Annotated in this window: 23 protein-coding genes; 17 read left to right on the forward strand and 6 right to left on the reverse strand. The window is 38.2% G+C overall.

Features of this window, described 5'->3' with window-relative positions:
• Positions 1-2: 2 nt before the first annotated feature.
• From IGL17_RS01590 to IGL17_RS01605, 4 genes are all read left to right on the forward strand, one after another.
• Positions 3-713, forward strand: coding sequence for an ABC transporter ATP-binding protein (locus tag IGL17_RS01590; RefSeq protein ID WP_002383683.1), 711 nt, complete (start codon positions 3-5; stop codon positions 711-713).
• Positions 710-1,939, forward strand: coding sequence for an ABC transporter permease (locus IGL17_RS01595; RefSeq protein ID WP_002355288.1), 1,230 nt, complete (start codon positions 710-712; stop codon positions 1,937-1,939). Before IGL17_RS01590 ends, IGL17_RS01595 begins: the two co-directional genes overlap by 4 nt.
• Positions 1,940-2,523: 584 nt before the next feature.
• Positions 2,524-3,612 carry a DUF4352 domain-containing protein gene (locus IGL17_RS01600; RefSeq protein ID WP_010819732.1) on the forward strand — a complete coding sequence of 363 codons (1,089 nt, stop codon included), beginning with the start codon at positions 2,524-2,526 and terminating at the stop codon, positions 3,610-3,612.
• Positions 3,612-4,667 (forward strand): hypothetical protein, encoded by a 1,056-nt coding sequence (locus IGL17_RS01605; RefSeq protein WP_016618124.1) that lies wholly within the window; start codon positions 3,612-3,614, stop codon positions 4,665-4,667. Before IGL17_RS01600 ends, IGL17_RS01605 begins: the two co-directional genes overlap by 1 nt.
• 121 nt (positions 4,668-4,788) lie before the next feature.
• On the opposite strand, the gene IGL17_RS01610 is transcribed toward IGL17_RS01605, so the two are convergent.
• Positions 4,789-5,493, reverse strand: a complete 705-nt coding sequence (locus IGL17_RS01610; protein WP_016618125.1) for a DUF4811 domain-containing protein — start codon at positions 5,491-5,493, stop codon at positions 4,789-4,791.
• Positions 5,493-7,010 carry an MDR family MFS transporter gene (locus tag IGL17_RS01615; RefSeq protein WP_002389910.1) on the reverse strand — a complete coding sequence of 506 codons (1,518 nt, stop codon included), beginning with the start codon at positions 7,008-7,010 and terminating at the stop codon, positions 5,493-5,495. The genes IGL17_RS01610 and IGL17_RS01615 overlap by 1 nt, the downstream gene beginning before the upstream one ends.
• A gap of 100 nt (positions 7,011-7,110) precedes the next feature.
• Between IGL17_RS01615 and IGL17_RS01620 the strand changes: the two genes are divergently transcribed.
• From IGL17_RS01620 to IGL17_RS01645, 6 genes are all read left to right on the forward strand, one after another.
• Complete coding sequence (locus IGL17_RS01620) at positions 7,111-7,578, forward strand: MerR family transcriptional regulator (RefSeq protein WP_002383688.1); 468 nt, start codon at positions 7,111-7,113, stop codon at positions 7,576-7,578.
• Positions 7,579-7,707: 129 nt separating this feature from the next.
• The gene (locus IGL17_RS01625; RefSeq protein ID WP_002355294.1) at positions 7,708-8,460 is read left to right on the forward strand and encodes an IclR family transcriptional regulator; all 753 of its coding nucleotides are present in this window, start codon (positions 7,708-7,710) and stop codon (positions 8,458-8,460) included.
• Positions 8,461-8,620: 160 nt separating this feature from the next.
• Entirely contained in the window at positions 8,621-9,268 is a 648-nt protein-coding gene (locus IGL17_RS01630) for a bifunctional 4-hydroxy-2-oxoglutarate aldolase/2-dehydro-3-deoxy-phosphogluconate aldolase (protein WP_002397542.1), read from the forward strand.
• A gap of 4 nt (positions 9,269-9,272) precedes the next feature.
• Positions 9,273-10,280, forward strand: a complete 1,008-nt coding sequence (locus tag IGL17_RS01635; protein ID WP_016618126.1) for a sugar kinase — start codon at positions 9,273-9,275, stop codon at positions 10,278-10,280.
• 12 nt (positions 10,281-10,292) lie between these two features.
• Entirely contained in the window at positions 10,293-11,132 is an 840-nt protein-coding gene (gene kduI / locus IGL17_RS01640; protein WP_002355301.1) for a 5-dehydro-4-deoxy-D-glucuronate isomerase, read from the forward strand.
• Between the two features lie 21 nt (positions 11,133-11,153).
• Positions 11,154-11,942, forward strand: a complete 789-nt coding sequence (locus IGL17_RS01645) for a gluconate 5-dehydrogenase (RefSeq protein WP_002362994.1) — start codon at positions 11,154-11,156, stop codon at positions 11,940-11,942.
• 60 nt (positions 11,943-12,002) lie between these two features.
• Here the strand turns inward: IGL17_RS01645 and IGL17_RS01650 are convergent, their stop codons facing one another.
• Positions 12,003-12,203 carry an immunity protein PlnM gene (locus IGL17_RS01650; protein WP_010717459.1) on the reverse strand — a complete coding sequence of 67 codons (201 nt, stop codon included), beginning with the start codon at positions 12,201-12,203 and terminating at the stop codon, positions 12,003-12,005.
• A gap of 106 nt (positions 12,204-12,309) precedes the next feature.
• On the reverse strand, positions 12,310-13,791 hold the full coding sequence (locus IGL17_RS01655) for a peptide MFS transporter (protein ID WP_002355315.1): 1,482 nt from the start codon (positions 13,789-13,791) through the stop codon (positions 12,310-12,312).
• Between the two features lie 817 nt (positions 13,792-14,608).
• Between IGL17_RS01655 and IGL17_RS01660 the strand changes: the two genes are divergently transcribed.
• Positions 14,609-15,208: a LysM peptidoglycan-binding domain-containing protein gene (locus IGL17_RS01660; RefSeq protein ID WP_002355317.1), complete on the forward strand. Its 600-nt coding sequence runs from the start codon at positions 14,609-14,611 to the stop codon at positions 15,206-15,208.
• A gap of 69 nt (positions 15,209-15,277) precedes the next feature.
• On the opposite strand, the gene IGL17_RS01665 is transcribed toward IGL17_RS01660, so the two are convergent.
• Entirely contained in the window at positions 15,278-15,658 is a 381-nt protein-coding gene (locus IGL17_RS01665; RefSeq protein WP_002361187.1) for a PaaI family thioesterase, read from the reverse strand.
• Positions 15,659-15,768: 110 nt separating this feature from the next.
• On the opposite strand from IGL17_RS01665, the gene menB reads away from it, so the two are divergent.
• The 6 genes from menB to menC are packed head-to-tail and all read left to right on the forward strand — an operon-like array spanning position 15,769 to position 23,113.
• Positions 15,769-16,638, forward strand: coding sequence for a 1,4-dihydroxy-2-naphthoyl-CoA synthase (gene menB, locus IGL17_RS01670; protein ID WP_002391106.1), 870 nt, complete (start codon positions 15,769-15,771; stop codon positions 16,636-16,638).
• A gap of 4 nt (positions 16,639-16,642) precedes the next feature.
• Positions 16,643-18,100 (forward strand): o-succinylbenzoate--CoA ligase, encoded by a 1,458-nt coding sequence (locus IGL17_RS01675; RefSeq protein ID WP_438839730.1) that lies wholly within the window; start codon positions 16,643-16,645, stop codon positions 18,098-18,100.
• Positions 18,097-19,464: an isochorismate synthase gene (locus IGL17_RS01680; RefSeq protein ID WP_002364946.1), complete on the forward strand. Its 1,368-nt coding sequence runs from the start codon at positions 18,097-18,099 to the stop codon at positions 19,462-19,464. Before IGL17_RS01675 ends, IGL17_RS01680 begins: the two co-directional genes overlap by 4 nt.
• The gene (menD, locus tag IGL17_RS01685; protein ID WP_016618128.1) at positions 19,464-21,197 is read left to right on the forward strand and encodes a 2-succinyl-5-enolpyruvyl-6-hydroxy-3-cyclohexene-1-carboxylic-acid synthase; all 1,734 of its coding nucleotides are present in this window, start codon (positions 19,464-19,466) and stop codon (positions 21,195-21,197) included. Before IGL17_RS01680 ends, menD begins: the two co-directional genes overlap by 1 nt.
• Positions 21,185-22,009 (forward strand): 2-succinyl-6-hydroxy-2,4-cyclohexadiene-1-carboxylate synthase, encoded by an 825-nt coding sequence (gene menH / locus IGL17_RS01690; protein WP_016618129.1) that lies wholly within the window; start codon positions 21,185-21,187, stop codon positions 22,007-22,009. The genes menD and menH overlap by 13 nt, the downstream gene beginning before the upstream one ends.
• Positions 22,010-23,113 carry an o-succinylbenzoate synthase gene (gene menC / locus IGL17_RS01695; protein ID WP_016618130.1) on the forward strand — a complete coding sequence of 368 codons (1,104 nt, stop codon included), beginning with the start codon at positions 22,010-22,012 and terminating at the stop codon, positions 23,111-23,113.
• A 56-nt stretch (positions 23,114-23,169) separates the two neighbouring features.
• Here menC and IGL17_RS01700 read toward each other — a convergent pair whose 3' ends face one another.
• Complete coding sequence (locus IGL17_RS01700; RefSeq protein ID WP_002375854.1) at positions 23,170-23,868, reverse strand: glucosamine-6-phosphate deaminase; 699 nt, start codon at positions 23,866-23,868, stop codon at positions 23,170-23,172.
• Between the last annotated feature and the right edge of the window lie 128 nt (positions 23,869-23,996).

Genomic DNA, 23,996 nt, shown 5'->3' on the forward strand with positions numbered 1-23,996 from the left:
TGATGGTGGAAGCAAACAATACAAATCAACCCCTCATTGAATTGCGGGACATTAACAAGTTCTATCCAGTAGGTAAGGAAAAACTACATGTTTTAAAAGAATTGAACTTGACCATCCATCAAGGAGAGTTCATTTTAATCATGGGGAAGTCCGGCAGCGGTAAGACAACGCTGATGAACATTATTGGTTTCTTGGATCGCTTAACAGACGGAAGTTATCATTTCTCAGGAACAGATGTTTCAAAATTGTCTGAAAATAAAAAATCAGCCTTTCGCAATGAATATCTAGGATTTATTTTTCAACAATTTTTCTTGATTAATTCCTTAAATGTTAGTCAAAATGTTCAATTGCCCTGTGTTTATGAAGGGAAAAAAAGCCGCGCTGAGAAAAAAGCGATTGCTGAAAAATACCTAAAAATTGTCGGTTTGGAAACAAAAGCCAAATCAAAAGTTACTGAACTTTCTGGAGGACAGCAACAAAGAGTAGCCATTGCTCGTTCCTTGGTGAATGATCCATTATTGATTATGGCTGATGAACCGACTGGGGCATTGGATAGTGAAACGGGTACAGAAATCATGGAATTATTGAAAGAATTGAATGAACAGGGCAAAACAATTGTCATGGTGACACATGATGAAGATATGAAAAAATATGCCTCACGAGTGATTCATATGAAAGATGGTCGCTTTTTGGAAGAAGAGGTGATTAGATGATTGCTAATTTATTTGTTAGTACTTTTTTAAGCTTAAAGGCGCATAAGTTGCGGGTATTTTTAACGATGGTCGGGATTATTATTGGGATTACATCAGTCGTAACGATTTCTGCGCTAGGTGAAGGGATGAAGCGTCAAGTTGTGAAGGCATCCAGTGCAGTGAACGCGGATGTTTTGAAGATTCATTATACAATGTCGGATGGTAGCAGTGACAATTTTATGTCCTATGAAGAGCCAGATTATACGTTTAGCCGTGTGGACTTGAAAAAATTACAAGACATTCAAGGAATTGAAAGTATTTATCCTCAATATGGTGAATCAATGATGGGGGGCGGAGACAATTTGTTTGTACCAATGGATTATTTTGGGGCACAAGCGAATTTATCCATTACGTCGACTAAAGGGCAGAATGATATTTTATATGGTCGTGATTTTCAACCGAGCGATGCAAATACAGATGCGATTGTCTTAAATCATGATATCTTTGAAGCGCAAATTCGGCTTGATGATCCTAGCCAACTCATTGGAAAAGCTGTTTCAATTGGTGGTTATATGTACAAGGTGATTGGTATTTTAGCACCAAAAGATTTAGATAGTTTGGGTATGAACGATGATTGGGCAACTGCTATGAGTAGTTTTGTTTCTCGAGAATCATATAATAAATTAGCGAAAACAAAAGCAATTAGCGGCATCAATATTAAAGTTCGTGAGGGAGCGGACCGTGAAGCAATTTTAGGACAGGCAATCACTATTTTAAGTGAAAATCATCCTGAAGTGAAAGGAACGTTTAAAGAAAATGACCAAGACCAACAACTCCAACAACAAATGGAAGAAATGGTCACGGGTATGACGATGTTTCTGATGGCAATTACTGCAATCTCCCTATTAGTCGGGGGAATTGGCGTCATGAACATCATGTATGTGTCTGTCACGGAACGGAAACGAGAAATTGGGATTCGTAGGGCCATTGGTGCTAAACCACGAGTCATTTTATTCCAATTTTTAATGGAAGCAGCGTTTATCACATTGATTGGTGGTTTGATTGGTGTCGGCTGCGGCTACTTATTGGCAACTGTGGTCGGTGGGTATATTTCGATTACGCCAATTATTACGCCGTCCATCTTTGCCATTTCAACATTGGTTTCTGTCTTCACAGGTATCTTTTTCGGGATTATTCCAGCAATTGGTGCCTCGAGGATGGATCCGATTAAAGCGATTTATAATTAAAAAGATATATTTTGGGTTTTTTATTCTTTGGTATGCTTCCAACATGATTGTGCTGGAAGCATATTTTATTAAAAAACAATTTAAAATAATAATTAAAATGTAAACATGTACATTTAAAAAATAGTAGAAAAAATGTTAAATAATATTAGAGTCCAATAAAATAGTTTGAATCTTTTGTTTGACTTTGTACAGGCTTGTTTTAGGTGGATAAAAATCTGCCATGCTAGTTCTATAAATTTATTTGTTTTTCTTTTTGTAAATAGTTACTTTAAAATAACTGTTAAAATTATTCTACTAAATTTTATATAAGATAGTTTGGATTTTATGAAGAAATGATTTATTAAGGTTTGTTCACTAAAAAAAAGGATATCCTTTCTTGTCTAAATGAAAAAAGAGATTGGAAAAGTAACAACATTACAAAGTTTTGGTTACATTATAATATTATTTTTTTGGTAAAATTTATTATATTTATTATTTTTATAATATTTTTAAAAAAATATTTATCTTGAACTTTAAAAATATTTAGGTATAATTTGTTGTGTGAGTGATTACTTGCGGAATAAAAAAAGAGTAGGAGTGTTTAGATGAAATATTTTAGGAAGTCGTTGGGTATATTACTTTTGTGCGGGATAGTGTTTCTTGGAGCGTGTGGTAATACAGGGGGAAATAAATCGGAAAAGAAGAAAGGTGAAGTTTCAAGTAAAGTGGTTTCGATGCAGATTGTAGACGGAACATATGTTATTCCTGAAAAAGAAACTGTAACAGAAGATACGGGCTATTTAGCATTAAATATTAAAATCAAAAATAAAGGAAAAGAAACACTTAGTTTATCTCCAGATGAAATTAATCTTTATGATGAAGACGACAATAAAATTGCTCAAAAAAATATATATAATGAGGATGAGAATTTTAAACAGATTAAGTTTGAATCTATTTCTGGTGGAAAAAGTACTAATGGATATGTTATTTTCAAAGTAGATAAAGATAAAAAATATGAACTTCACTATGCACCCGTTAGTTTTTTAGGTGATAAGAAAAAGGATATCAAAGTAGCTGTTGAATCAAAAGATTATCCAGATAATTCAGAGGAAGCTCAAAAACTAGTTGAAGGTTTTGTTGATACAGTGTTTTTAAATAAACAAGTTGAAAAAGCAGCAGAAAATTTAACGAATAATTTAGGGGAGGAACAACAAACATTTAGTAAAGAGTTTAGACAAGTGCTAAATGAACAGTTTTACGATTACAAACCTTCAGAAGCAGAATTGGAGACAGCGGTGAAAGCATTTGAATCAGCAAATGCTAAAAAAGCAAAAATCAGTTATTCTTTTAAAGAATTTTATCCAAAATCAGCGATTGTTTATGTAAAACCAGAAACAATTCACTTTGATAGTATTGATCTGACAGGAATTGTCTCTGAATTTGTGGATAAAAATGAAGGGAAATATTCAGATTATGACAAAGCGCAAACCGATGCTGAAAAGTATGTATTAGAACAACTACCTGCTAAGTTTGAATCTGCTTCTACTAATACTAATGATTATTCAAGTGGTGAAGGCTATGAAGTTCGTTTAACAAAAAATTCAGATAAGTGGACAATTGATACCGCAGATAATAGTAATAATCATTCATTTAAATATTTAAAACAAGCATTTATGGGAGATTTGTATTTATAATGAAAAAAAGGAAACTACTGGTTATAGGTAGTTTGTGCGTATTCACGCTGTCGCTATTCGTTACTAGTTATGTCATTAGAAGGATTTATTATGCACCAGAAGCAATAGCAAAAAAATTAGTTAGAACTATCTCTGAGGGAGACGCTGACACAGGTAAGATGATTTGTCCGACTTATTCAGATGGTTCAGCAATATCTAAAGAAAGCTATTCATTGTTCTTTGCTCAATTAGCAGGGAATGTAGATGAACAGTTTTTGCTGAATTCGAAAAATTTTAAGAAGGTTACAACCAAAGGGTTATTCCCGAAAACGACATTTTTACCTCGAAAACGTTATATTCAGTTATTAACAGGGAGTGATTTGGAGAAAGTTTCTGTTGTTCACAAGAAAAGAGCTGTTGAAATCAAGAACAATAAAATTGGTCCATTGATTCCAGGAAAATATCAGTTTGAATTTGAAGTTGAAAATCCTTCTTTTGGCTTGGAGTCTAAAGAGAAAACAATCACATTAGATCAGGACAAGGAAGTAATTTTAACAGATTCAAAAACATTTCTAAATAATCAGGCAATTCAAAAACAGCTTTTAGGTGTGGTTGCAGATTTTTATCAGTCATATAATGACTGTATACAAAATAATTTTAATTTTGACTTATTAACGAATGTGGAAAAAGATGTCAAAAAAGAGCTAATTGAAACAGTTGAAATAATCAAACCGATAATGGAAATGTATTCTCAGGATTTTCAAGTGTTGATAATGAATAATGATAGTTTGAAAGTGACTGATGATTTGCAAATGATTCGTTTTGATTTATATATTGACCTGTCTATTTCAATTCGATTAAAAGACGATAAAGTGGAAGAAAATGTTCGAGATGGAAGTGAAAATGCTACGGTTACTTTAGTTTATGACAAGGATAAAAAAGAATGGCTTGTCGCTGAAATTGATTTTGAAACCTATGAGCAAGATCCGTTAAATTGGAAGAATAAGCAACAAATAAAGTTAAAAAAGAAAAATAAGGCTATTTGGAATTTTGGACAAGTTGGAACATTAATATAGACATGTAAGATTGTTTTCGATGATTAATGATATGTTTAGAACTCTCGTTTATTGATAAGTGTAATTTATAGGAATAACGTTAAGAAGGACCGCCTGATAAGTTTCTCAGGCAGTCCTTTTTTTAATGAGTGTCACTAAGAATTTTCTGAATCAATTCTTGTTGAAACTCTTTGGTATATTGTTCGGTGAGTTTCGCTTGTTCTTCTTGGGACATTGATGGATTCGCCATCATAGCGGCCATCATTTTTTTGCCAACTGTTTCAGTCCCTTCTTTTTTGATATCAGTGGCATGTTGTTCCATATATTCGCCTAATTTTTTGGCTTGATCAGCACTTAAAACTAGCCAGTCACTAGCAACGTTGAAGGTGTTTTCTTGTTTTGCAAATTGGTTATCGTTGTCAGCAAGGCCAAATAGTGTTTTGGCCCAGGACTCTTGATAGGACCATTTCGTCGTTTTTTGGACTAATGTGGCTTTTTGAGCATCTTTTTGAACTGTGTTTGTGACGTTTTCCGTTCCTGTTTTTTGTAGTTTCTTTTTATCTGGTGTGTTATATAAATAAACTTTTTCGGAACCATCGCCCAACGGCTGGTACAATAACATGTTGGGGCCATCTTTGCTTGAACTACTGCTTTTTAGTTCAAACGTTTTGTCCTGAGTAACTTCGGTCATACCAAAATGATCTTTATCGTTTAAAACGATAAGACTTAACGAAGCTAAGAACCCTAAACCAAAAATAACCATACAGAATTTATGCCAGACTTTTCGGCCAAATACATTCGTATAGGCAAAGCCTAACACGCAAAGGATTAAAAGGAAAATAATCATTATTTCATTGCACCTACTTCCTTAACAGGCATCGCTTCTTTTTTATTTAAGAAGAAAGTAATCGCCAAGCCGAGAACGCCAAAGATTGTTGCCACGAAGAAGGCTGCGTGATAGCCGTTTAGTGTTGCGTTTGTTGCTTGATCGCGATAAGCGAGTGGGGCTGTTTTTAATAAGTCTGATGCAGGTAAGCCGTCTTTGGTAACATTTGTTAAAACACTAATCAAAACAGCTGTTCCAATTGAGCTGGCTACTTGTCGGAAGGTGTTGTTTACAGCAGTTCCGTGACTTAATAAATTCATTGGTAAAGCATTCATGCCAGAAGTTGTCACAGGCATCATGACCATCGAAATACCAAACATCCGAATCGCATATAGGACAATGATATAAATAATAGGTGTTGCTTTTGTTAAGAAAGCAAACGGTAACGTTGCAGCTGTTAAAATAAACATCCCAGTAATCGCAAGACGACGGGCACCAATTTTATCAAAAATGCGACCCGTTACTGGCATCATAAGTCCCATGACTAACGCTCCTGGTAAAAGCATTAACCCTGAATGGAAGGCAGATTCGCCACGAATATTTTGGATATACAAAGGTAAAACCATTTCGGCACCAATCATTGCCATGTTGGTTACGCCAGATAAAATGGCTGCAACAGTAAAGACTTTTGATTTAAAAACGCGTAGTTCTAAGAAAGGTTGTTCTAAATGCAATTGTCGATATGTAAAAAGACATAAAACAATCGCACCAACAATTAAGAATCCATAGACTTGTGGGCTACCCCAACCTTTATCACCAACGCTTGAGAAACCGTAAAGTAAGCTACCAAAGCCAAGAGTAGAAAGAATGACCGATAAGACATCGATACTTGGATTAGATAATTGGATGACATTTTTCATTAAAAATGAAGCTAAAATTAGGACTAAAACGACAATTGGAATGACCATCCCAAAAAGGTCACGCCATGTATAAGAATCAATAATCCAACCAGATAATGTTGGACCTAAAGCGGGTGCTAATCCGATAACAATTCCCGTTGTGCCCATGGCAGCGCCACGTTTTTCAGGCGGGAAAATTGAAAGCATAATTGTTTGTAAAAGAGGCATAGATACGCCGACCCCTGCGGCTTGAACAAGACGTCCAGTCAATAACATGCCGAAGTCTTGCGCTACAAAACAGATGATGGTTCCGATTAAGAACGTTGACATCGCTGTTATGTATAATTTTTTTGAACTGAATTTGTTAATCAACCAAGCACTGATGGGAATCATAATGCCGTTCACAAGTAGGAATCCAGTGGTTAGCCACTGTACACTTGAAGCTGAGATATCAAATTCTTTCATTAATGTAGGTAAGGCCGTCGTTAAAAGTGTTTGGTTTAAAATCGTACAAAATGTTCCGATTAGTAAAACGCCGACTAGTAACGACCGGTTATAAGGTTTTCCGTGAATATCCACAGGTTGTTGTGAAGTCACATATATCGCTCCTTTTTCTGTAAGTTTCAAATTAAATTGCATTAACTACTTTACAACTAATTAGAATCTTTGTCAACTTACTTGACAAAGGTGTAAAAAAAACTACAATTAAGGAAAGGATAAGGGAAAGGAAGTTAAACTAATGTGGTCAAAAATGATTCAGCGTTTGTTAAATGAAGAAAATTTGTTGATAGGAATTAGTGAACTAAGTGAAATTGCTGAAGTTTCGCCACGTCAACTTCGTTATTGGGAAGAAAAAGGGTATATTTCTTCCATTGCGAAAGACGCAAACGGTCCACGGAAATATCGGTTACATACAGTCGTCAAAGTGCATTGGATCAAGCGTTTTTTAGATGAAGGATATACGTTACAAAGTGCGGTGGAAAAAGCAGAAGAGCAGCATCGTAATGTGGGGATGACGAAAAAAATCTTTAGTCAAATGTTTCATGGTATCTCAGAAGTTTGTCCTAATTACGTAGCGATTGATTTAGGCGATTTCGATGAAGAACAAAAATTATATGTCGTATTTAATGAAACCACAGAAGTCAGTGAGTATCTTTTAATTCCTAAGGATGCAGATGTTTCTGATGAGTTAAAGAAAAGAAAATAAGAATGAAATAGGACTGGGAGAAAGACCTGAAGTGAAAGTAAAACGTTACTGAATGAATCTTCGAGTTCTTTTTTCTTGCAATTTCTTTATTTTTCTATATAATTTCTTATATGGAAAAGGAGGGTTTCGATGAAAGAAACAAAACCTTACGGAACAGTCTTGTTAAAAGCGGCTAAAATCATGGACTGTCTAAGTTTACAACCCGATCAAACCTTACAGGAAATTGCAAAGAATACCGAAATGACGGCATCAACGGCAATCAAAATTTTAGAAACCTTAACATTAATTGGCTATGTTCAAAAAGACACGAACAAGACGTACCGCTTAGGAACAAAATTGATTCGCTATGCGAATCAAAGTGTGGAGCAAATCGATTTAGCTGAAATTGCGGTACCTTATTTAGAAAACCTTCAAAATACGGTCGATGAAACCATTCATTTAGGGATTTTAAATAATAATGAAATTCTGTATATCAATAAATTAGAACCGAAAAATCAAACGATTCGCATGTCCTCGAAAGTGGGAATTACTCGACCTTTGTATAATTCGGCCATGGGTAAAGCCGTTTTAGCAGAATTTTCGGAAGAACAAGTGCAACAATATTTAGACACGCAGACATTAATTCCCTATACCGAAAATACGATTACCAATCCCTTGCGTTTGAAAAAAGAATTAAAACAAGTGCAACAAACGGGGGTTGCTTACGATGATGAAGAAATTGAACAAGATATTTTCTGTAGCGGAGTATCTTTAATGAAAGATGGCGAAATTGCGGGTGCTTTTAGTGTAAGCATGCCGAAATATCGTTTGACAGAGGAAAATAAAACGACGATTAATCAAGCCCTTTTGGCAACAAAAGCAGCGATTGAAGCGAAATTATAGTAGAAAAAGAAAGACAAACAAAAGTCGATTGGGATTTTTGTTTGTCTTTCTTTTTTTATTTTTGTAAAAACGTTTGCATTTTCTTTTTTTATCTGTATAATGAAGTTGTAAATTTCTTTATAATAAATATATATTTCTAAATAAGAAATGAGGGAGTCTGTTGAAGCGAGTATCAATTTTACAAAAATTAGAAAATGCTGGCGTGATTGCTGTGGTTCGCGGAAAGACAAAAGAGGAAGCGCTAAAAGCTAGTCAAGCCATTGTAGCAGGCGGTATGCGGGGGATTGAGTTAACCTTTACTGTTCCTCAAGCAACAGAAGTGATTCAGGAATTAGTTGCGTTATACAAAGAAAATCCTGACGTAGTCATTGGTGCGGGGACAGTTTTGGATGCTACGACTGCTCGTTTAGCTATTGTAGCAGGGGCTGAATATATTGTGAGTCCAAGCTTCGATGAAGAAACCGCTAAAATTTGCAATTTATATCAAGTTCCCTACTTGCCAGGCTGTATGACCATCACAGAAATGAAAGAAGCACTGAAAAGCGGAGCAGATATTATTAAACTATTTCCGGGAAGTGTTTATGGACCGAGTGTTATTTCGGCATTTAAAGCGCCATTGCCTCAGTTAAATATTATGCCAACGGGTGGTGTCAGTTTGGAAAATATGGCCGAGTGGTTTGCTGCAGGTGTGACGGCTGTCGGTGTTGGTGGCAATCTGTTAGCGCCAGCAGCAACTGGGGATTTTGAAAAAGTTCGTGAGGTTGCCCAAGCCTATATGGAAAAATTCCAAGCAATCAAAGGGGTGTAGGCACATGGGGAAAGTCGTAACATTGGGAGAAATCATGTTGCGTTTGTCCACGCCTGTCGGAATACGCGTAGCACAAACAGAAAATTTCGCTGTACATTACGGCGGTGGTGAAGCGAATGTAGCGATTTCGTTAGCGAACTATGGCCACCAAGTGACTTTTGCTAGTAAAGTACCCGATAATTCATTAGGAGAAGCCGCCAAAAAGCATTTGAGTCGTTATGGGGTTTCAACGGAATTTGTACGAACTGGCGGAACACGCCTAGGAACATATTACTTGGAAACTGGTACAGGAGAACGAGCAGCCAGTGTTGTCTACGATCGCGCCTATTCAAGCTTTGCTCAAATCGAAGAAATGGAATGGGACTTACATGAGCTGTTTTCAGGAGTAGAGATCTTTCATATTTCAGGAATTACAGCGGCGTTATCAAAAACGTGGCAAAGTATGACGGTTGCGCTAGTTAAAGCAGCGAAGCAAGCAGGGTGCCAAGTAAGTTTTGACATTAATTATCGAGGGAAACTTTGGTCCCAGAAAGAAGCGAGCGTGGCATTGAAGGCCATTCTTCCATTTGTTGATATTTGTTCAGCTGGGGTATTAGATGCTCGTTATTTACTGGAGATTCCAGAACCAGAGGAAGAACTTGAAGATGCATTAACGTGGTACTACCGAAAAATGCAAGAACGTTATCCCAACATTCAAGTATTTTATTCAACCAAACGTCAAGTTCATTCAGCGACAGATAATGAATTAATCGGAACGCTATGGTACAAAGGTGCGTATTATACGTCCAAATGTCATCGATTACAACCGATTGTTGACCGTGTCGGTGCCGGTGATGCGTTTGCTGGTGGGGTTTTACATGGTTTATTAGCTGCCTATGATCCACAAACCTGCATTGATTTTGCGTCAGCGGCTAGTGCGTTAAAACATACTGTCCATGGTGATTGTAATCAATTTAGTCAAAAAGAAGTCCTTGCTTTTTTGGCAACGGGCTCAGGAAAAATAAATAGATAGGAGATTTTAGTTATGCAAAATATGGAAACACGTTATACACATAGTCCGGCGGATATCCGTCACTATTCAACAGAACAATTGAGAGATGAATTTTTAGTAGAGAAAGTTTTTATTCCAGGTGCAATCAGCTTAACCTACACACATAATGATCGGATGATTTTTGGTGGTGTGACACCGACCACAGAAGAATTAGAAATTATTTTGGACAAAGAATTAGGGGTTGACTATTTCTTAGAACGCCGTGAACTAGGGGTTATTAATATTGGGGGACCAGGCTTTATTGAAATTGATGGCGCCAAAGAAACAATGAAAAAACAAGATGGCTATTATATTGGGAAAGAAACAAAACATGTTCGTTTTTCTTCAGAAAACCCTGATAATCCAGCGAAATTTTACATTAGTTGTGTGCCAGCACATCATAAATATCCCAACGTAAAAATTAGTATTGATGAAATTACCCCAATGGAAACGGGTGATCCATTAACATTGAACCAACGTAAAATTTACCAATACATTCATCCGAACGTTTGTGAAAGTTGCCAGTTACAAATGGGCTACACCATTTTAGAACCAGGTAGCGCTTGGAATACAATGCCTTGTCATACACATGAACGTCGTATGGAAGCGTATGTTTATTTTGATATGGAAGAAGATACGCGGATTTTCCACATGATGGGTAAACCAGACGAAACGAAACATTTAGTAATGAGTAATGAACAAGCAGCCATTTCACCAAGCTGGTCAATTCATTCTGGGGTTGGTACAAGTAATTATTCCTTTATTTGGGCCATGTGCGGAGAAAATATTACGTACACAGACATGGATATGGTTGCAATGGATCAATTAAAATAAACCAAAGAAAGAGGAGAAAACATGGAATTTAAAATGAATGATTTTCAATTAGATGGAAAAGTAGCGTTAATTACAGGTGCTGTCTATGGGATTGGCTTTGAGATTGCGAAATCCCTAGCTGAAGCAGGAGCAACAATTGTTTTTAATAACTTATCTCCTGAATCAGTTGAACAAGGCTTGGAAAATTATCGGGCCGCAGGGATTGAAGCACGTGGTTATGTGTGTGATGTCACTGATGAAGAGCAAGTTCAAGCGATGGTTGCTCAGATTAAAGAAGAAGTCGGCTCTATTGATATTTTAGTCAATAATGCGGGAATTATTAAACGAATTCCAATGGTGGATATGTCAGCAGAAGAGTTCCGTCAAGTGATTGATGTTGACTTGAATGCGCCATTTATTATGGCAAAAGCGGTTATTCCAGATATGATTGAAAAGGGTCATGGCAAAATTATCAATATCTGTTCAATGATGAGTGAACTAGGTCGTGAAACAGTTAGTGCGTACGCGGCAGCAAAAGGCGGACTAAAAATGTTAACGAAAAATATTGCTTCTGAATATGGACAATATAATATTCAATGTAATGGGATTGGACCTGGCTACATTGAAACGCCACAGACGGCGCCATTAAGAGAACCAGGGCATCCATTTAACGAATTCATCTTGGGTCGAACACCTGCTAATCGTTGGGGCACACCAGCAGACTTAGCTGGCCCAGCAGTTTTCTTAGCATCTAACGCTTCTGACTTTGTTAATGGACATATCTTATATGTCGATGGTGGAATTTTAGCTTATATTGGAAAACAACCATAATAAATAAGTAAAGGAGCGAGACTAGCAATCTCGCTCCTTTTACTTATGGCTAGCCTTCTACTAAAAACTCACATAAAAGAAAGAAGCAATCGCCACAGCAAATGAAATAATAGCAAACACTAAGCTACTCCATAGTCCTAACAGAATAAATGGTGAGGTTCTTTTGCCGCCCTCTTTCTTTAAGTAGGCAAATGTCCGTCCAGTAACAATGAATTGCCAGATACTAATCAATAAAAAAATACCGCCAATTAAGTAACGCATGTCCTCGTCCTCCTTCTATTTAGTATACCACTTGATGAAAACGTTATCAAAACGCTGTATAAAAAAGTTGCCTTTCAAAAAAGAGAAAGGCAACTTTTTTGACGGTTTAACGGACGTCACCCATTAAGTTTTGGATTGGTTTTTTCACAATGAATAAGAGAATCCCAGCAACGACAGCTACAAGTCCGACAATCCCAAAATATGCTGACTCTGTTCCAGGTGTATAGAAACGAGCAATTTGAGCGTTAATGGCTTGTGAAGCGGCATCTGCTAATAACCAAATAGCAACGGTTTGAGCTTCGAAAGCTTTCGGTGCTAATTTTGTAGTAATCGATAAGCCAACGGGAGATAAACACATTTCTCCGACAATCATAATGAAGAAACTAAAGAATAACCAAAGTGGACTCACTCGTCCTTCGGTACCATAAAGTAGACCTGGCAACATTAATAAGACGAAGGAAAGACCAGCAAAGACTAGCCCTAGTGAAAACTTCACAACTGTTGATGGTTGACGTTTACCTAGTTTTGTCCATAATGTAACAAAAATAGGGGTCAAAATAACTACGAATACAGGATTTAATGATTGGAACCAGCTAGCGGCAATCGGGAAGCCAAACAAACTCGTTTGCGTCCGTTCATTTGCAAATAGAGCAAGAATAGACGAACCTTGTTCTTCCAATGACCAGAAAACAATTGCTGCTAAGAATAATGGCAAGTAAGCCAGAACTTTTGGTTTTTCTTCAGCAGTGACATCTTTAGACGTTAACATTTTGCTGAAATAATAAACTGGTAACAGGATTCCTAACACGCTGATGGTATTAATAAAGAAATCAATTGTTAAATGTCCTGTGACATAGGCGCCACCAAAAATAAGTAAAGCAACGACAATTGCCAACATAAATGCTTTAGCAAATTTCTTTTGCTCTTCTTTAGACATTGGATTAGTTGGGGCCTGACCAATTCCAGCCAGAGATTTACGTCCTTGGAAATAATATTGTAGTAGCCCGAAGAACATCCCTACTGCAGCAACGGAAAAGCCTAAATGATAATTATATTCTTGTCCTAAAGTTCCGACAACAAGGGGAGCGATTAAGGCTCCGATATTAATCCCCATGTAAAAAATGGAGAAGCCTGCATCTCTACGTAAGTCAGTTTTTGAATAAAGATGGCCAACCATCCCTGAAACGTTTGGTTTTAACATCCCAGTCCCAAATACAATTAACATAATAGAAACGAATAAGGCGGGGACACCAAATGGGGTAGCGAGAACAATATGTCCAGCAATGATTAACAAACCACCAATAAAAACAGTTTTCCTTGAACCTAAGACACGGTCAGAGACCCAACCGCCAATGATACTGGACATGAAAACCATTGATCCATAAATGGACATGATGGCTAAGGCAGTTGCTTTGGGGAGACCTAAACCGCCATTGGCTACGGTATCGTAAATGTAATACATTAGAATAGCACGCATGCCGTAGTAACTGAAACGTTCCCACATTTCTGTGAAGAACAGTGTTGCTAGTCCTTTCGGTTGTCCCAGAAAGGATTTGTCTAATTTCTCAAGTTGTTCTTTGTCACTCATAGATAAAACTCCAATTCTTATAATATTCAGAATATTTGATAATAAAATGACTTAAATGTAGATTCATATATTTTATTACTCATAGATTGGAAAATAGAAAGAGAAAAAACTGATTACGTTTTTAAATAACAAGCGTTCGAGTGATTGTTTGTTTTTTATTCGTGAATTACAATAAAAATGAATATTTATTCTGCTTTATTTTCAATACTTTGTTTTCATAGTTGCTTTAGCTGTTCCTTTTTTGAATAAGATTAAAATGAATAAATAACAAGCAAAATATAAGATTTTTTTGTTTAACTCTTTTTGTTTCAATAGGAAGTGCTTAGTGTTTTTTCAGAATCGAAAAATGAATACGACAAAAAATTTATCTATATAATAGAAGGAAAAATAAAAATAGTGAATGATAAAAAAATTCAAAGAAAACACCTGTTCTTTTTAGGCGTGAGTTTTTGAAAAAAACATTCTCATGTCTAGTATCTTTAACATTTTGTTACTTTTTGACTGAAACGAATGTAAAAAAACCGACATTTAATGGCTAATCAAGGGTTAGAAAACGGTTTCTCAAAAATAAAATCCTGTTTTTTTAACTTTTTTTTGCAAAATATAAACAGGATAATATCAAGCTTCCAACAGCTTTTTATTACAAAATGTAACAAAACCGACATTCTAGTAATAAATTGTCACGAGATATTCACCTACGGCCGGCCATTCGATGATAAAGTATGTGAAGTCGTTTCGATAAAGCGAAGCAGACGTGGTTGTTGCCGAGTGTTAAGAGCAACAATCAAATATTTTTAATTACAAAGGAGAAACATACATGAAATCAATCAAAACGATTTTACTTGGAACAACTTTGGCCGCAGGTTTAGGATTATTCTTAGGAACAGACGCAAACGCAGAAAGCTTATATACAGTTAAAGCAGGAGATACTTTATCAACAATTTCTCATCAATTTGCAGGAGACAATAGCTTAATTCAAAAAATTGCTTCTGATAACAAATTGCCAAACCTTGATTTAATTTTTGAAGGAGAACAATTAGTTATTCGTTCAGAAAAAGAAGTTGCTAATACTCCAGCACCAGCTGTAGAAGTTGCACCAGTTCAACAAGTAGTTGAACAACCTGTTGCACAACCAGTACAACAAGAAGTACAACAACCTGTTGCTCAAGAAGTAGCGCAACCAGCAGCACCTGCCGCAAGCAGTGATGCAAAAGAGTGGATCGCACAACGTGAATCTAGTGGTTCTTACGATGCAACAAACGGTCAGTATATCGGTCGTTACCAATTATCTGCCTCTTATTTAAATGGTGACTATTCACCTGCCAACCAAGAACGCGTGGCAGATCAGTACGTAGCAGGTCGCTATGGTTCATGGGATGCAGCTAAATCATTCTGGTTAGCAAATGGTTGGTACTAAAATTAAATAAACGAAGTAATCTAATTACTTATTAAAAACCATAAACAAAAAAACAGTAACCTGTAAAGATTACTGTTTTTTTTGTCGATTTGTTAAGGTACAACGCCCCACGCTCGTCAATTGGTGGTCTGCGTTATATATTTTTGCTTCCCAAACTTGAAGGGTCTTTCCCGAGTGATCGGGCGTCGCAATCACGGTAAGGCTACCATCATGGACACTACGAAGATGATTTACTTGTAAGTCTATGCCGACAGCAAAAGTGTTTTCAGGAACGTTTTCGTTCGCACCTAAACTACAGGCAGTTTCAATTAAGACGCCGTTTAAGCCCCCGTGGACAAGGCCATAGGGTTGTTTATGCACGTCTTTTACCGCTAAAGTAAGCTGACATTTCTCAGCAGAAACGTGTTGAATCGTGATACCTAAATACTCTAAAAGATGAATAGTAATCAGTCCTTTCTAATAAAAGAGAGAATAAAAGGTTTTTTATTTATTATACAGGAATGAAGAAAATTTGAAATAGCCATGTTTTTTCTTAAAATTCAAGCGACTTTTTCTCTAAAGTGCCGATTCTTGTGTATAATAGAAAAGATGAGATTAATGAAGGAGGTTTCCTAATGAGAAACTGGACAACAATTAAAGAATATGATGAAATTTTATTTGAGCAAGCAGGCAAAGTAGCAAAAATTACTATCAACCGCCCGCATGTTCACAACGCATTCACACCAAAAACAGTCATGGAAATGATTGATGCATTCAACATTAGTCGTGATAAAGAAGATGTCGGGGTTATTATTTTAACAGGCGCAGGTGACCAAGCATTCTGTTCTGGTGGCGATCAAAAAGTTCGAGGTAATGGTGGTTATGTTGGCGAAGACAATATTCCACGTTTAAATGTGTTAGATTTACAACGGTTAATCCGTGTCATTCCCAAACCAGTCATCGCAATGGTGAAAGGCTGGTCCATTGGCGGCGGCAATGTTTTACAATTAGTTTGTGATTTAACAATTGCGGCGGAAAATGCTAAGTTTGGGCAAACAGGACCAAATGTCGGTAGCTTTGATGGTGGATACGGCTCAGGTTACTTAGCGCGTGTTATCGGCCATAAAAAAGCAAAAGAAGTTTGGTTTATGTGTAAACAATATTCTGCCCAAGAAGCTTTAGATATGGGCTGGATTAATACAGTTGTTCCATTGGATCAAGTAGAAGATGTGACAATGGAGTGGGCAGAAGAAATGTTAACCAAAAGCCCGATTGCTTTACGGATGATTAAAGCCTCTTTAAATGCCGATACAGATGGCTTGGCTGGTGTGCAACAATTAGCTGGTGATGCGACACTTCTTTACTATACAATGGCTGAAGCACAAGAAGGCCGAGATGCATTTAAAGAAAAACGGACACCAGATTTCGATCAATTCCCTAAATTCCCATAAACCAATGACTTGGTTAAATAAACAAGTACAAAAACGTCCCGATCATCCTGCTTTTTATTTTCAGGATGAATCTTGGACGTTTTTAGAAGTGCAACAAGAAGTCAGCCATTGGGTAGCCACATATCAACAGGTGCTTGCACCAGAAGAAAAACGTGTGGCTTTATTCAGTAAGAACAGCAAAGAGTTGTATTTTTCAATTCTAGCCTTATGGGAATTGGGGAAAGAGTTATTATTTTTAAATACGCATTTGACACTTGCTGAACTGACTTTTCAGTTAAAAGATGCGCAAGTTAAAACGATTATTGGTGCGCCTGAAACGCAGGCTTTGTTAGAGGAGATTTCTTTTGTCGACGTTCAGCCAATGGTTAAAAAACAGCATAGTCTTTCACATCAGGAGTTTCAACAGCCAAGTGACTTAGAGTCGGTGGCTTCTATTATGTATACATCTGGAACTACAGGACAGCCTAAAGGGGTCTTGCAACGGTTTAAAAATCATTTGGCCAGTGCTAGAGGCACTCAAGAAAATATGGGGATTACTGCTGAAGATTGTTGGTTGTGTGCAGTCCCATTATTTCACATTAGCGGATTGTCGATTGTTGTTCGACAACTCGTCTTAGGTTGTAGTATTCGCCTTTACGATAAATTTGATGAACAGCAAGTGACACAAGATTTACAAGAAGGCCGTGGAACCGTCATTTCAGTGGTTGCGACAATGTTACAACAATTATTGTCTGTCTATCCTGAAGCTGGCTACAGCGTCAGCTTTAAAGGAATGTTATTGGGCGGCGGACCGATTGCACCGGATAAATTAGCGCAGTGTGAGGAAAAAGGGATTCCAGTCATTCAATCTTACGGGATGACGGAAACGTGTTCGCAAGTTGTTGCCTTGAAATTTGAAGATGCGGCGCTGAAAATCGGCTCTGCTGGGCAACCGTTAAAAGATATGCAGATCAAAATTGTTGATGAACTAGGACAAGAACAGCCAGAAAAGCAAGTCGGGGAAATTTTACTTAAGGGACCAAACGTTGTTTCAGGTTACCTTAACCATCGTCAACCTGAAAAATGGACAGCAGATGGTTGGTTTAAAACAGGCGACATGGGCTATTTAGATGCACAAGGTTACCTGTATTTGGTTAGTCGTTTAAGTGAACTCATTATCTCTGGTGGTGAAAATATTTACCCCACTGAGGTTGAACAGGTGTTACAGGCGATAACAGGAATTAAAGCAGCGGCAGTTGTAGGAGAACCAGATGCGCAATGGGTAGCCGTCCCAGTTGCATATGTGATTAGTGACCAAGAAATCACCTTAGCGCAAATTCAAGACCAGTGTTCACGAAAACTGGCAAAATATAAACGACCGAAACGCATTTATTTTTGTCATTCTTTCCCGCAAACAGCGAGTGGAAAGATTGCCAAACATCGTTTCATGACAGAAGAAAGAGAGGCGTTTTTAATCAGATGAAATTGCCTGATGAATTACGACAAGCCTATCAGAAGAATGCCCGTCAGTTCAGTTGGGTTTTTCCATTAGAAACAGAACAAACAGCCTTGGCAATTTTTGCCGCTGGTGAAAAGGCATACCAAGGAGAACGTTTTTTTTGGCAAACGCCGAAAAAAGATTTTGCTTTGGTTGGCTTCGGATATGAAACTATCTTAAAAGGCGCAGAAACAGAAACGCATCAATTGAACAACTTTTTAAAAAAAGAGGCGGCAACTCGTTTTCAAAATATGTCTATTTCTGGTACGGGGGCTCTTCTGTTTGGCGGTTTGCCTTTTGATACAGAACAAACGCCTACTGAGGCCTGGGGAGAGTTAGGGGAAGGTTGGTTTTATCTACCAAGTATTCTATTTACTTTTTCAGGTTCACGTATTTATGGAACGCTGAACTTTTCAGGTTCTAGTGAACAAGAAGTCGAGGAACGTTGGTCGACTTTGGTGGCTCAGTTTGATCGCTTGTTAGCTACCTGTGAGGAGTTGCCAGCTGTAGCGGAAACAAAGATTGACAAGGAAGAAGTTGCCGTGACTGAATGGCTACAAGCTGTCAACGAAACCGTAGCAGTCTTAAGAGAAGATGGCCCTTTAAAAAAAGTGGTTTTGGCTCGACAACTTGCTGTGAGCAGTCCTGAAAAAATTCGAAGTAACCAAGTGCTCGTTAATTTAATGGCACAACAACAAAATACGTATTTGTTTGCTTTAGAAGCCAAAGACACAAGTTTCATTGGTGCAACACCAGAACGACTTCTGTTGGGTACTAAAGAAACGTTTGCGACCGCTTGTATTGCAGGAACCATTAAAACGGGTCAAACACCAGAAGAAACGAAAACTTTAGGAGCACAACTTTTACAAGACCGCAAAAATACCGGAGAACACCAAATTGTGGTGGAACGTTTAGCGAAAGAGTTGGCGAAGATGACGACTTCTGAAAACAGTATTCAAGCACCCATTATTTTGGAAAATCGAGATGTACAACATCTTTATGTGCCAATCTCGGGTCAACGTAAGCCGGGAATTTCGTTCTTGGAAAGTGTGATGCAACTACACCCAACGCCAGCTTTAGGCGGTGAGCCCAAAGAGTTGGCAGTCGAATGGATTCGACAATATGAGCCAGGGAGTCGTGGGTTATATGGTGCGCCAATCGGTTGGATTTCAGGGAATGATGATAGTGGCGAGTTCGCTGTGGCCTTGCGTTCAGGTGTCTTTGCTGGTCAGCAAGGCGTTCTTTATGCAGGTTGTGGTATTGTTGCGGATTCCCAAGCAGAGCTAGAAAGAGAAGAAACGAAAATAAAATTTCAACCGATGTTACGAGGAATTGGAGGGCAGGTTTAATGAATCATCAAGAAACAATGACCGATTATTTAATGGCCTTTATTGAAGGCTTAAAAAATAGTGGGGTTGAACAAGCAGTCATTAGTCCAGGGTCCCGTTCCACACCACTGGCTTTATTACTTCATCGGGAAACCGCAATCCAAACTTTTGTCGATGTCGATGAACGTTCCGCTGCTTTTTTTGCTTTAGGATTAAGTAAAGCGAGTCAAAAACCAGTGGTCTTACTTTGTACCTCTGGAACAGCAGCTGCAAACTATTATCCAGCAATTTGCGAAGCCAATATTAGCCATGTACCCTTAGTTGTTTTAACAACGGATCGGCCGCATGAGTTACGCCAAGTTGGCGCCCCTCAAGCCATGGACCAATTACAAATGTATCAAAATCATGTGAAATTATTTGTTGAAATGGCTTTGCCAGAAGCAACAGAAGAGATGTTGAATTACGCCTATTGGCAAGGCGCTAAAGGAGCAGCATTCGCGCAACAAACGCCTGCTGCACCTGTTCATTTGAATTTTCCTTTGCGGGAACCATTATTACCTGACTTAGAGAGAAAAACAAAGAGTTCTCAACAAACGGCTTTATTCGCTGGCCAATCAATCCTTTCTACAGAACAAGTGCAACAGTTAGCGGATCAATGGTACCAGAAAAACGGCGTCTTGGTTGTCGGTGGCAGTCATACAGAGGAAGAAGCGGCGTTATTTATTCAATTAGCCGAAGCTTTGAAATGGCCGTTACTAGCGGATCCTTTAGCAAACATTGTGACACATGGGCAAAATAGTGAAGTTGTTATTGCACACAGTGATCTGTTTCTAAATGTGGCGACCTTGCCACAAGAACCAGAAGTGGTAGTGCGTTTTGGTTCGCTGCCAATTTCTAAAAACATCATGTTATGGTTGAAACGCTTAGCAACGACAGAGACTGCTTTTTATTTTGTGGACGAAAATGGGCAATGGCAAGAGCAATTGAAAAAATCACAAACAATTATTCAGGCAAAGGAAACCACGTTTGTAGAACAACTGCTAACGGTTGTCAAATCAACAGAAGCGACTTGGTTAGCACAATGGCTCTTGCTAGAAAAAACGGTCTCTGAAGTTCTTCTAGAAACGCTGAACGCGACAGAATTAAATGAAACAACAGCCAGCTTAGCTGTTCACCAAACAATGAAAGAGAACGGTCAGTTATTTGTATCTAATAGTATGGCTATCCGCTACTTAGATCGATTTATGGATAGTCGCCCTTATCGGATGTTTGGAAATCGCGGCATCAACGGGATTGATGGGATTGTTTCAACTGCTTTAGGAATGAGTGCCGTAGCACCGACACAGCAAAACGTTCTACTGATTGGTGATTTAGCGCTATATCATGATATGAATGGTTTATTTTTGGCTAAACGTTATCAGTTGCCGTTAACAATTGTTTTATTAAATAACAATGGTGGCGGGATTTTCTCTTTTCTATCTCAACGAACTTTACGTGAGGACGATTTCGAGCCTTTATTTGGAACACCGCTTGATTTAGATTTTTCGTTAGTTGCTGAACTTTACGGTGCTTCGTATCAAGAAGTCAAAACAATCGCGGAGCTCAAGCAAATTTTACAAACAGCGGCTGAAGAACCACAATTTCAAGTGATCGAAGTCAAAGGAAATCGCCAAGAGAATGTTCATTTGTACGAATCAATTTTAGCTGAAATTGGTAGACGAGTAGAAAGACAGGGGATTTCATGGAACGGTTAATTCGGGGGATGCAGTACCATTATCAATGGTTAACACCTTTTGATGCAAAGCGAACGACACTAGTCTGTTTACACGGTTTCACAGGAACGTTAGCCACGTTTGCAGCCGTTTTTCCCAGTCAAACACCTTATAACGTTTTAGGAATTGACTTACCTGGGCATGGCGCGACTGCTAGTTTGGTAGCACCAGAGCGTTATACCATGAAACAGGTTTGCCATGATCTTGCTGAACTAACCGAATCGCTAAATTTGCCTTGCTTTTGTTTATTAGGCTATTCAATGGGCGCTCGAACAGCTTTAGGTTTTGCATTACATTATCCACAAAAGGTACAGCATCTTTTATTGGAAAGTGGATCGCCAGGTTTGGCCACCGCCGCAGAACGTCAGGCTCGTATCTGTCAAGATCATCGTTTGGCGGAACGTCTCTTAGAGGAACCGCTTGTGGATTTTATTGATTTCTGGCAAGAATTACCGTTATTTCAAACGCAAAAAGCCTTGTCTGTGGCACAGCAAATGGCCATTCGTCAGGAACGTTTGAGCCAATCGGCCTTTGGATTGGCTAGTAGTTTGTGGTATATGGGCACAGGAGCGCAAGAGAGTTACTGGGAACGTCTAGCAGAATTGCAGCCGATTCCTACCGATTTATTGGTAGGCGGCGAAGATCAAAAATTTATTGGAATTGCGAAAAAAATGCAGGCACGTCAACCGTTGTTGAGGCTGACAATTTTTCCTGAAGCAGGACATTGTATCCATTTAGAACAACCAACGATTTTCTATGAAAAGGTGACAGCGTTATTGGAAGGAGCCGTCTGAATGAACATTCAATCAATTGAAACCTATCAGGTTCGTTTGCCTTTAAAAACGCCGTTTGTCACGAGCTATGGTCGCTTGGAAGAAAAAGCGTTTGATCTATTTGTAATAACGGATGAGCAAGGAAATCAAGGGTTTGGCGAATTAGTGGCTTTTGAGCAGCCTGATTATGTGCAAGAAACGTTGGTAACCGAACGCTTCATCATCCAACAGCATTTAATTCCGTTACTTTTAACAGAAGCGCTTGAACAGCCGCAAGAGGTTTCAACAATTTTTGAAGAAGTTAAAGGGCATTGGATGGGAAAAGCTGCGTTAGAAACTGCCATCTGGGATTTATATGCCAAACGGCAACAGAAGAGTTTAACTGAATTTTTTGGACCAACGCGGAGGAAAATTCCTGTAGGGATTAGTTTAGGGATTCAAGAAGACTTACCTCAATTACTTAAACAAGTTCAGTTAGCTGTAGAAAAAGGGTATCAACGAGTGAAGCTGAAAATTCGTCCCGGTTATGATGTGGAACCCGTTGCTTTGATTCGTCAGCATTTTCCTAACTTGCCTTTAATGGTCGATGCCAATTCAGCGTATACATTGGCTGATTTGTCTCAATTACAACGTTTAGATCACTATCAATTAGCGATGATTGAACAGCCTTTTGCTGCAGATGATTTTTTAGATCACGCACAATTACAAAGAGAACTGAAGACAAGAATTTGTTTGGATGAAAATATTCGTAGTCTCAAAGACTGCCAAGTGGCGTTAGCATTGGGCAGTTGCCGTAGTATCAATTTGAAGATTCCTCGTGTAGGTGGGATTCACGAGGCGTTGAAGATTGCCACATTTTGCCAAGAAAATGATTTATTGGTTTGGTTAGGTGGTATGTTTGAGTCTGGTGTTGGTCGCGCATTGAATTTGCAATTTGCGTCACAGCCTACCTTTTCCTTTCCAGGTGATATTTCAGCAACGGAACGCTATTTTTATGAAGATATCATCACGGAACCTTTTATTTTAGAGCAAGGGACAATGACCGTGCCTCAGGGACTTGGTATTGGTGTTACACTTTCCCAGACGAATTTGCTAAAATACAGTCAGTATCAAAAAATCATGTAATGATAACAAAATTGCGCCTATGACTATGCAGAGAAGCATAATCTAGGCGCAATTTTTTATTTTTCTAATTGACTCGCTGCGGCTTCATCCAAGAGAACCGTTAAATTTGGATGGAGTTGAAGAATAGAGGCAGGATACGTTTCTGTGACAGGTCCTTGGAGCACTTGTTTGACCATCTGAGCTTTTTGTTCACCATTTACAATTAGGACAAGGTGCTTAACTTTCATGATGCTGGCTGGCCCCATCGTAACAAAGGTCATGCCTGGCTGCATCATTTCAGGAACAAACCAAGGCTCTGAACCAGTGACGGTCACTTGGTAGGTTTCATTTTTAAAATGAGTGGTAGTGGGCATGTTCCCACAAAAATGACCATCTGCTCCTAAGCCAATTAACATCAAATCTAAGCCGCCTGCGTCAGCAATCCGTTGTTCTTGTTGTTGAAAGTTTTCGACAGTTAATGGATGGATGTTTTGCTCGGATATTTCCGCAGGTGTCAAATACAGCGTCCGCAAATCTGTCAGAGTAATGCCTTCCTTTTGATGAGGAACGGGGATTTCATCAAAGTTATAATAATGAACATTATCAAAGTCAGATGAATTTTTCACAATCGAGGCTAATTTTTGGTAAACAAGTGTTGGCGTTTTGCCAGCGGTAATTGATAAATTCACTCGTTTATCTTGGCTCATCGTGCTTAGAAGTAACATTTTTGCCCATTCGCTCATCGTGTCGAAATCTTGTTTAATTAAAATTTTCATACTTGCTCACTCCATTCTTTGAATAAGCTAAGTATAATTTGTGGGAACCATCCCATGTCAAGTTCTTCACAAAAAGGATTTAATTAACGGTAGACAAAAGAAAGAGGAGCAGCCGTCAAAACGACGGC

Origin of the sequence: Enterococcus sp. AZ088, from assembly GCF_051714845.1 — a bacterium.
GTDB classification, from domain to species: domain Bacteria; phylum Bacillota; class Bacilli; order Lactobacillales; family Enterococcaceae; genus Enterococcus; species Enterococcus faecalis.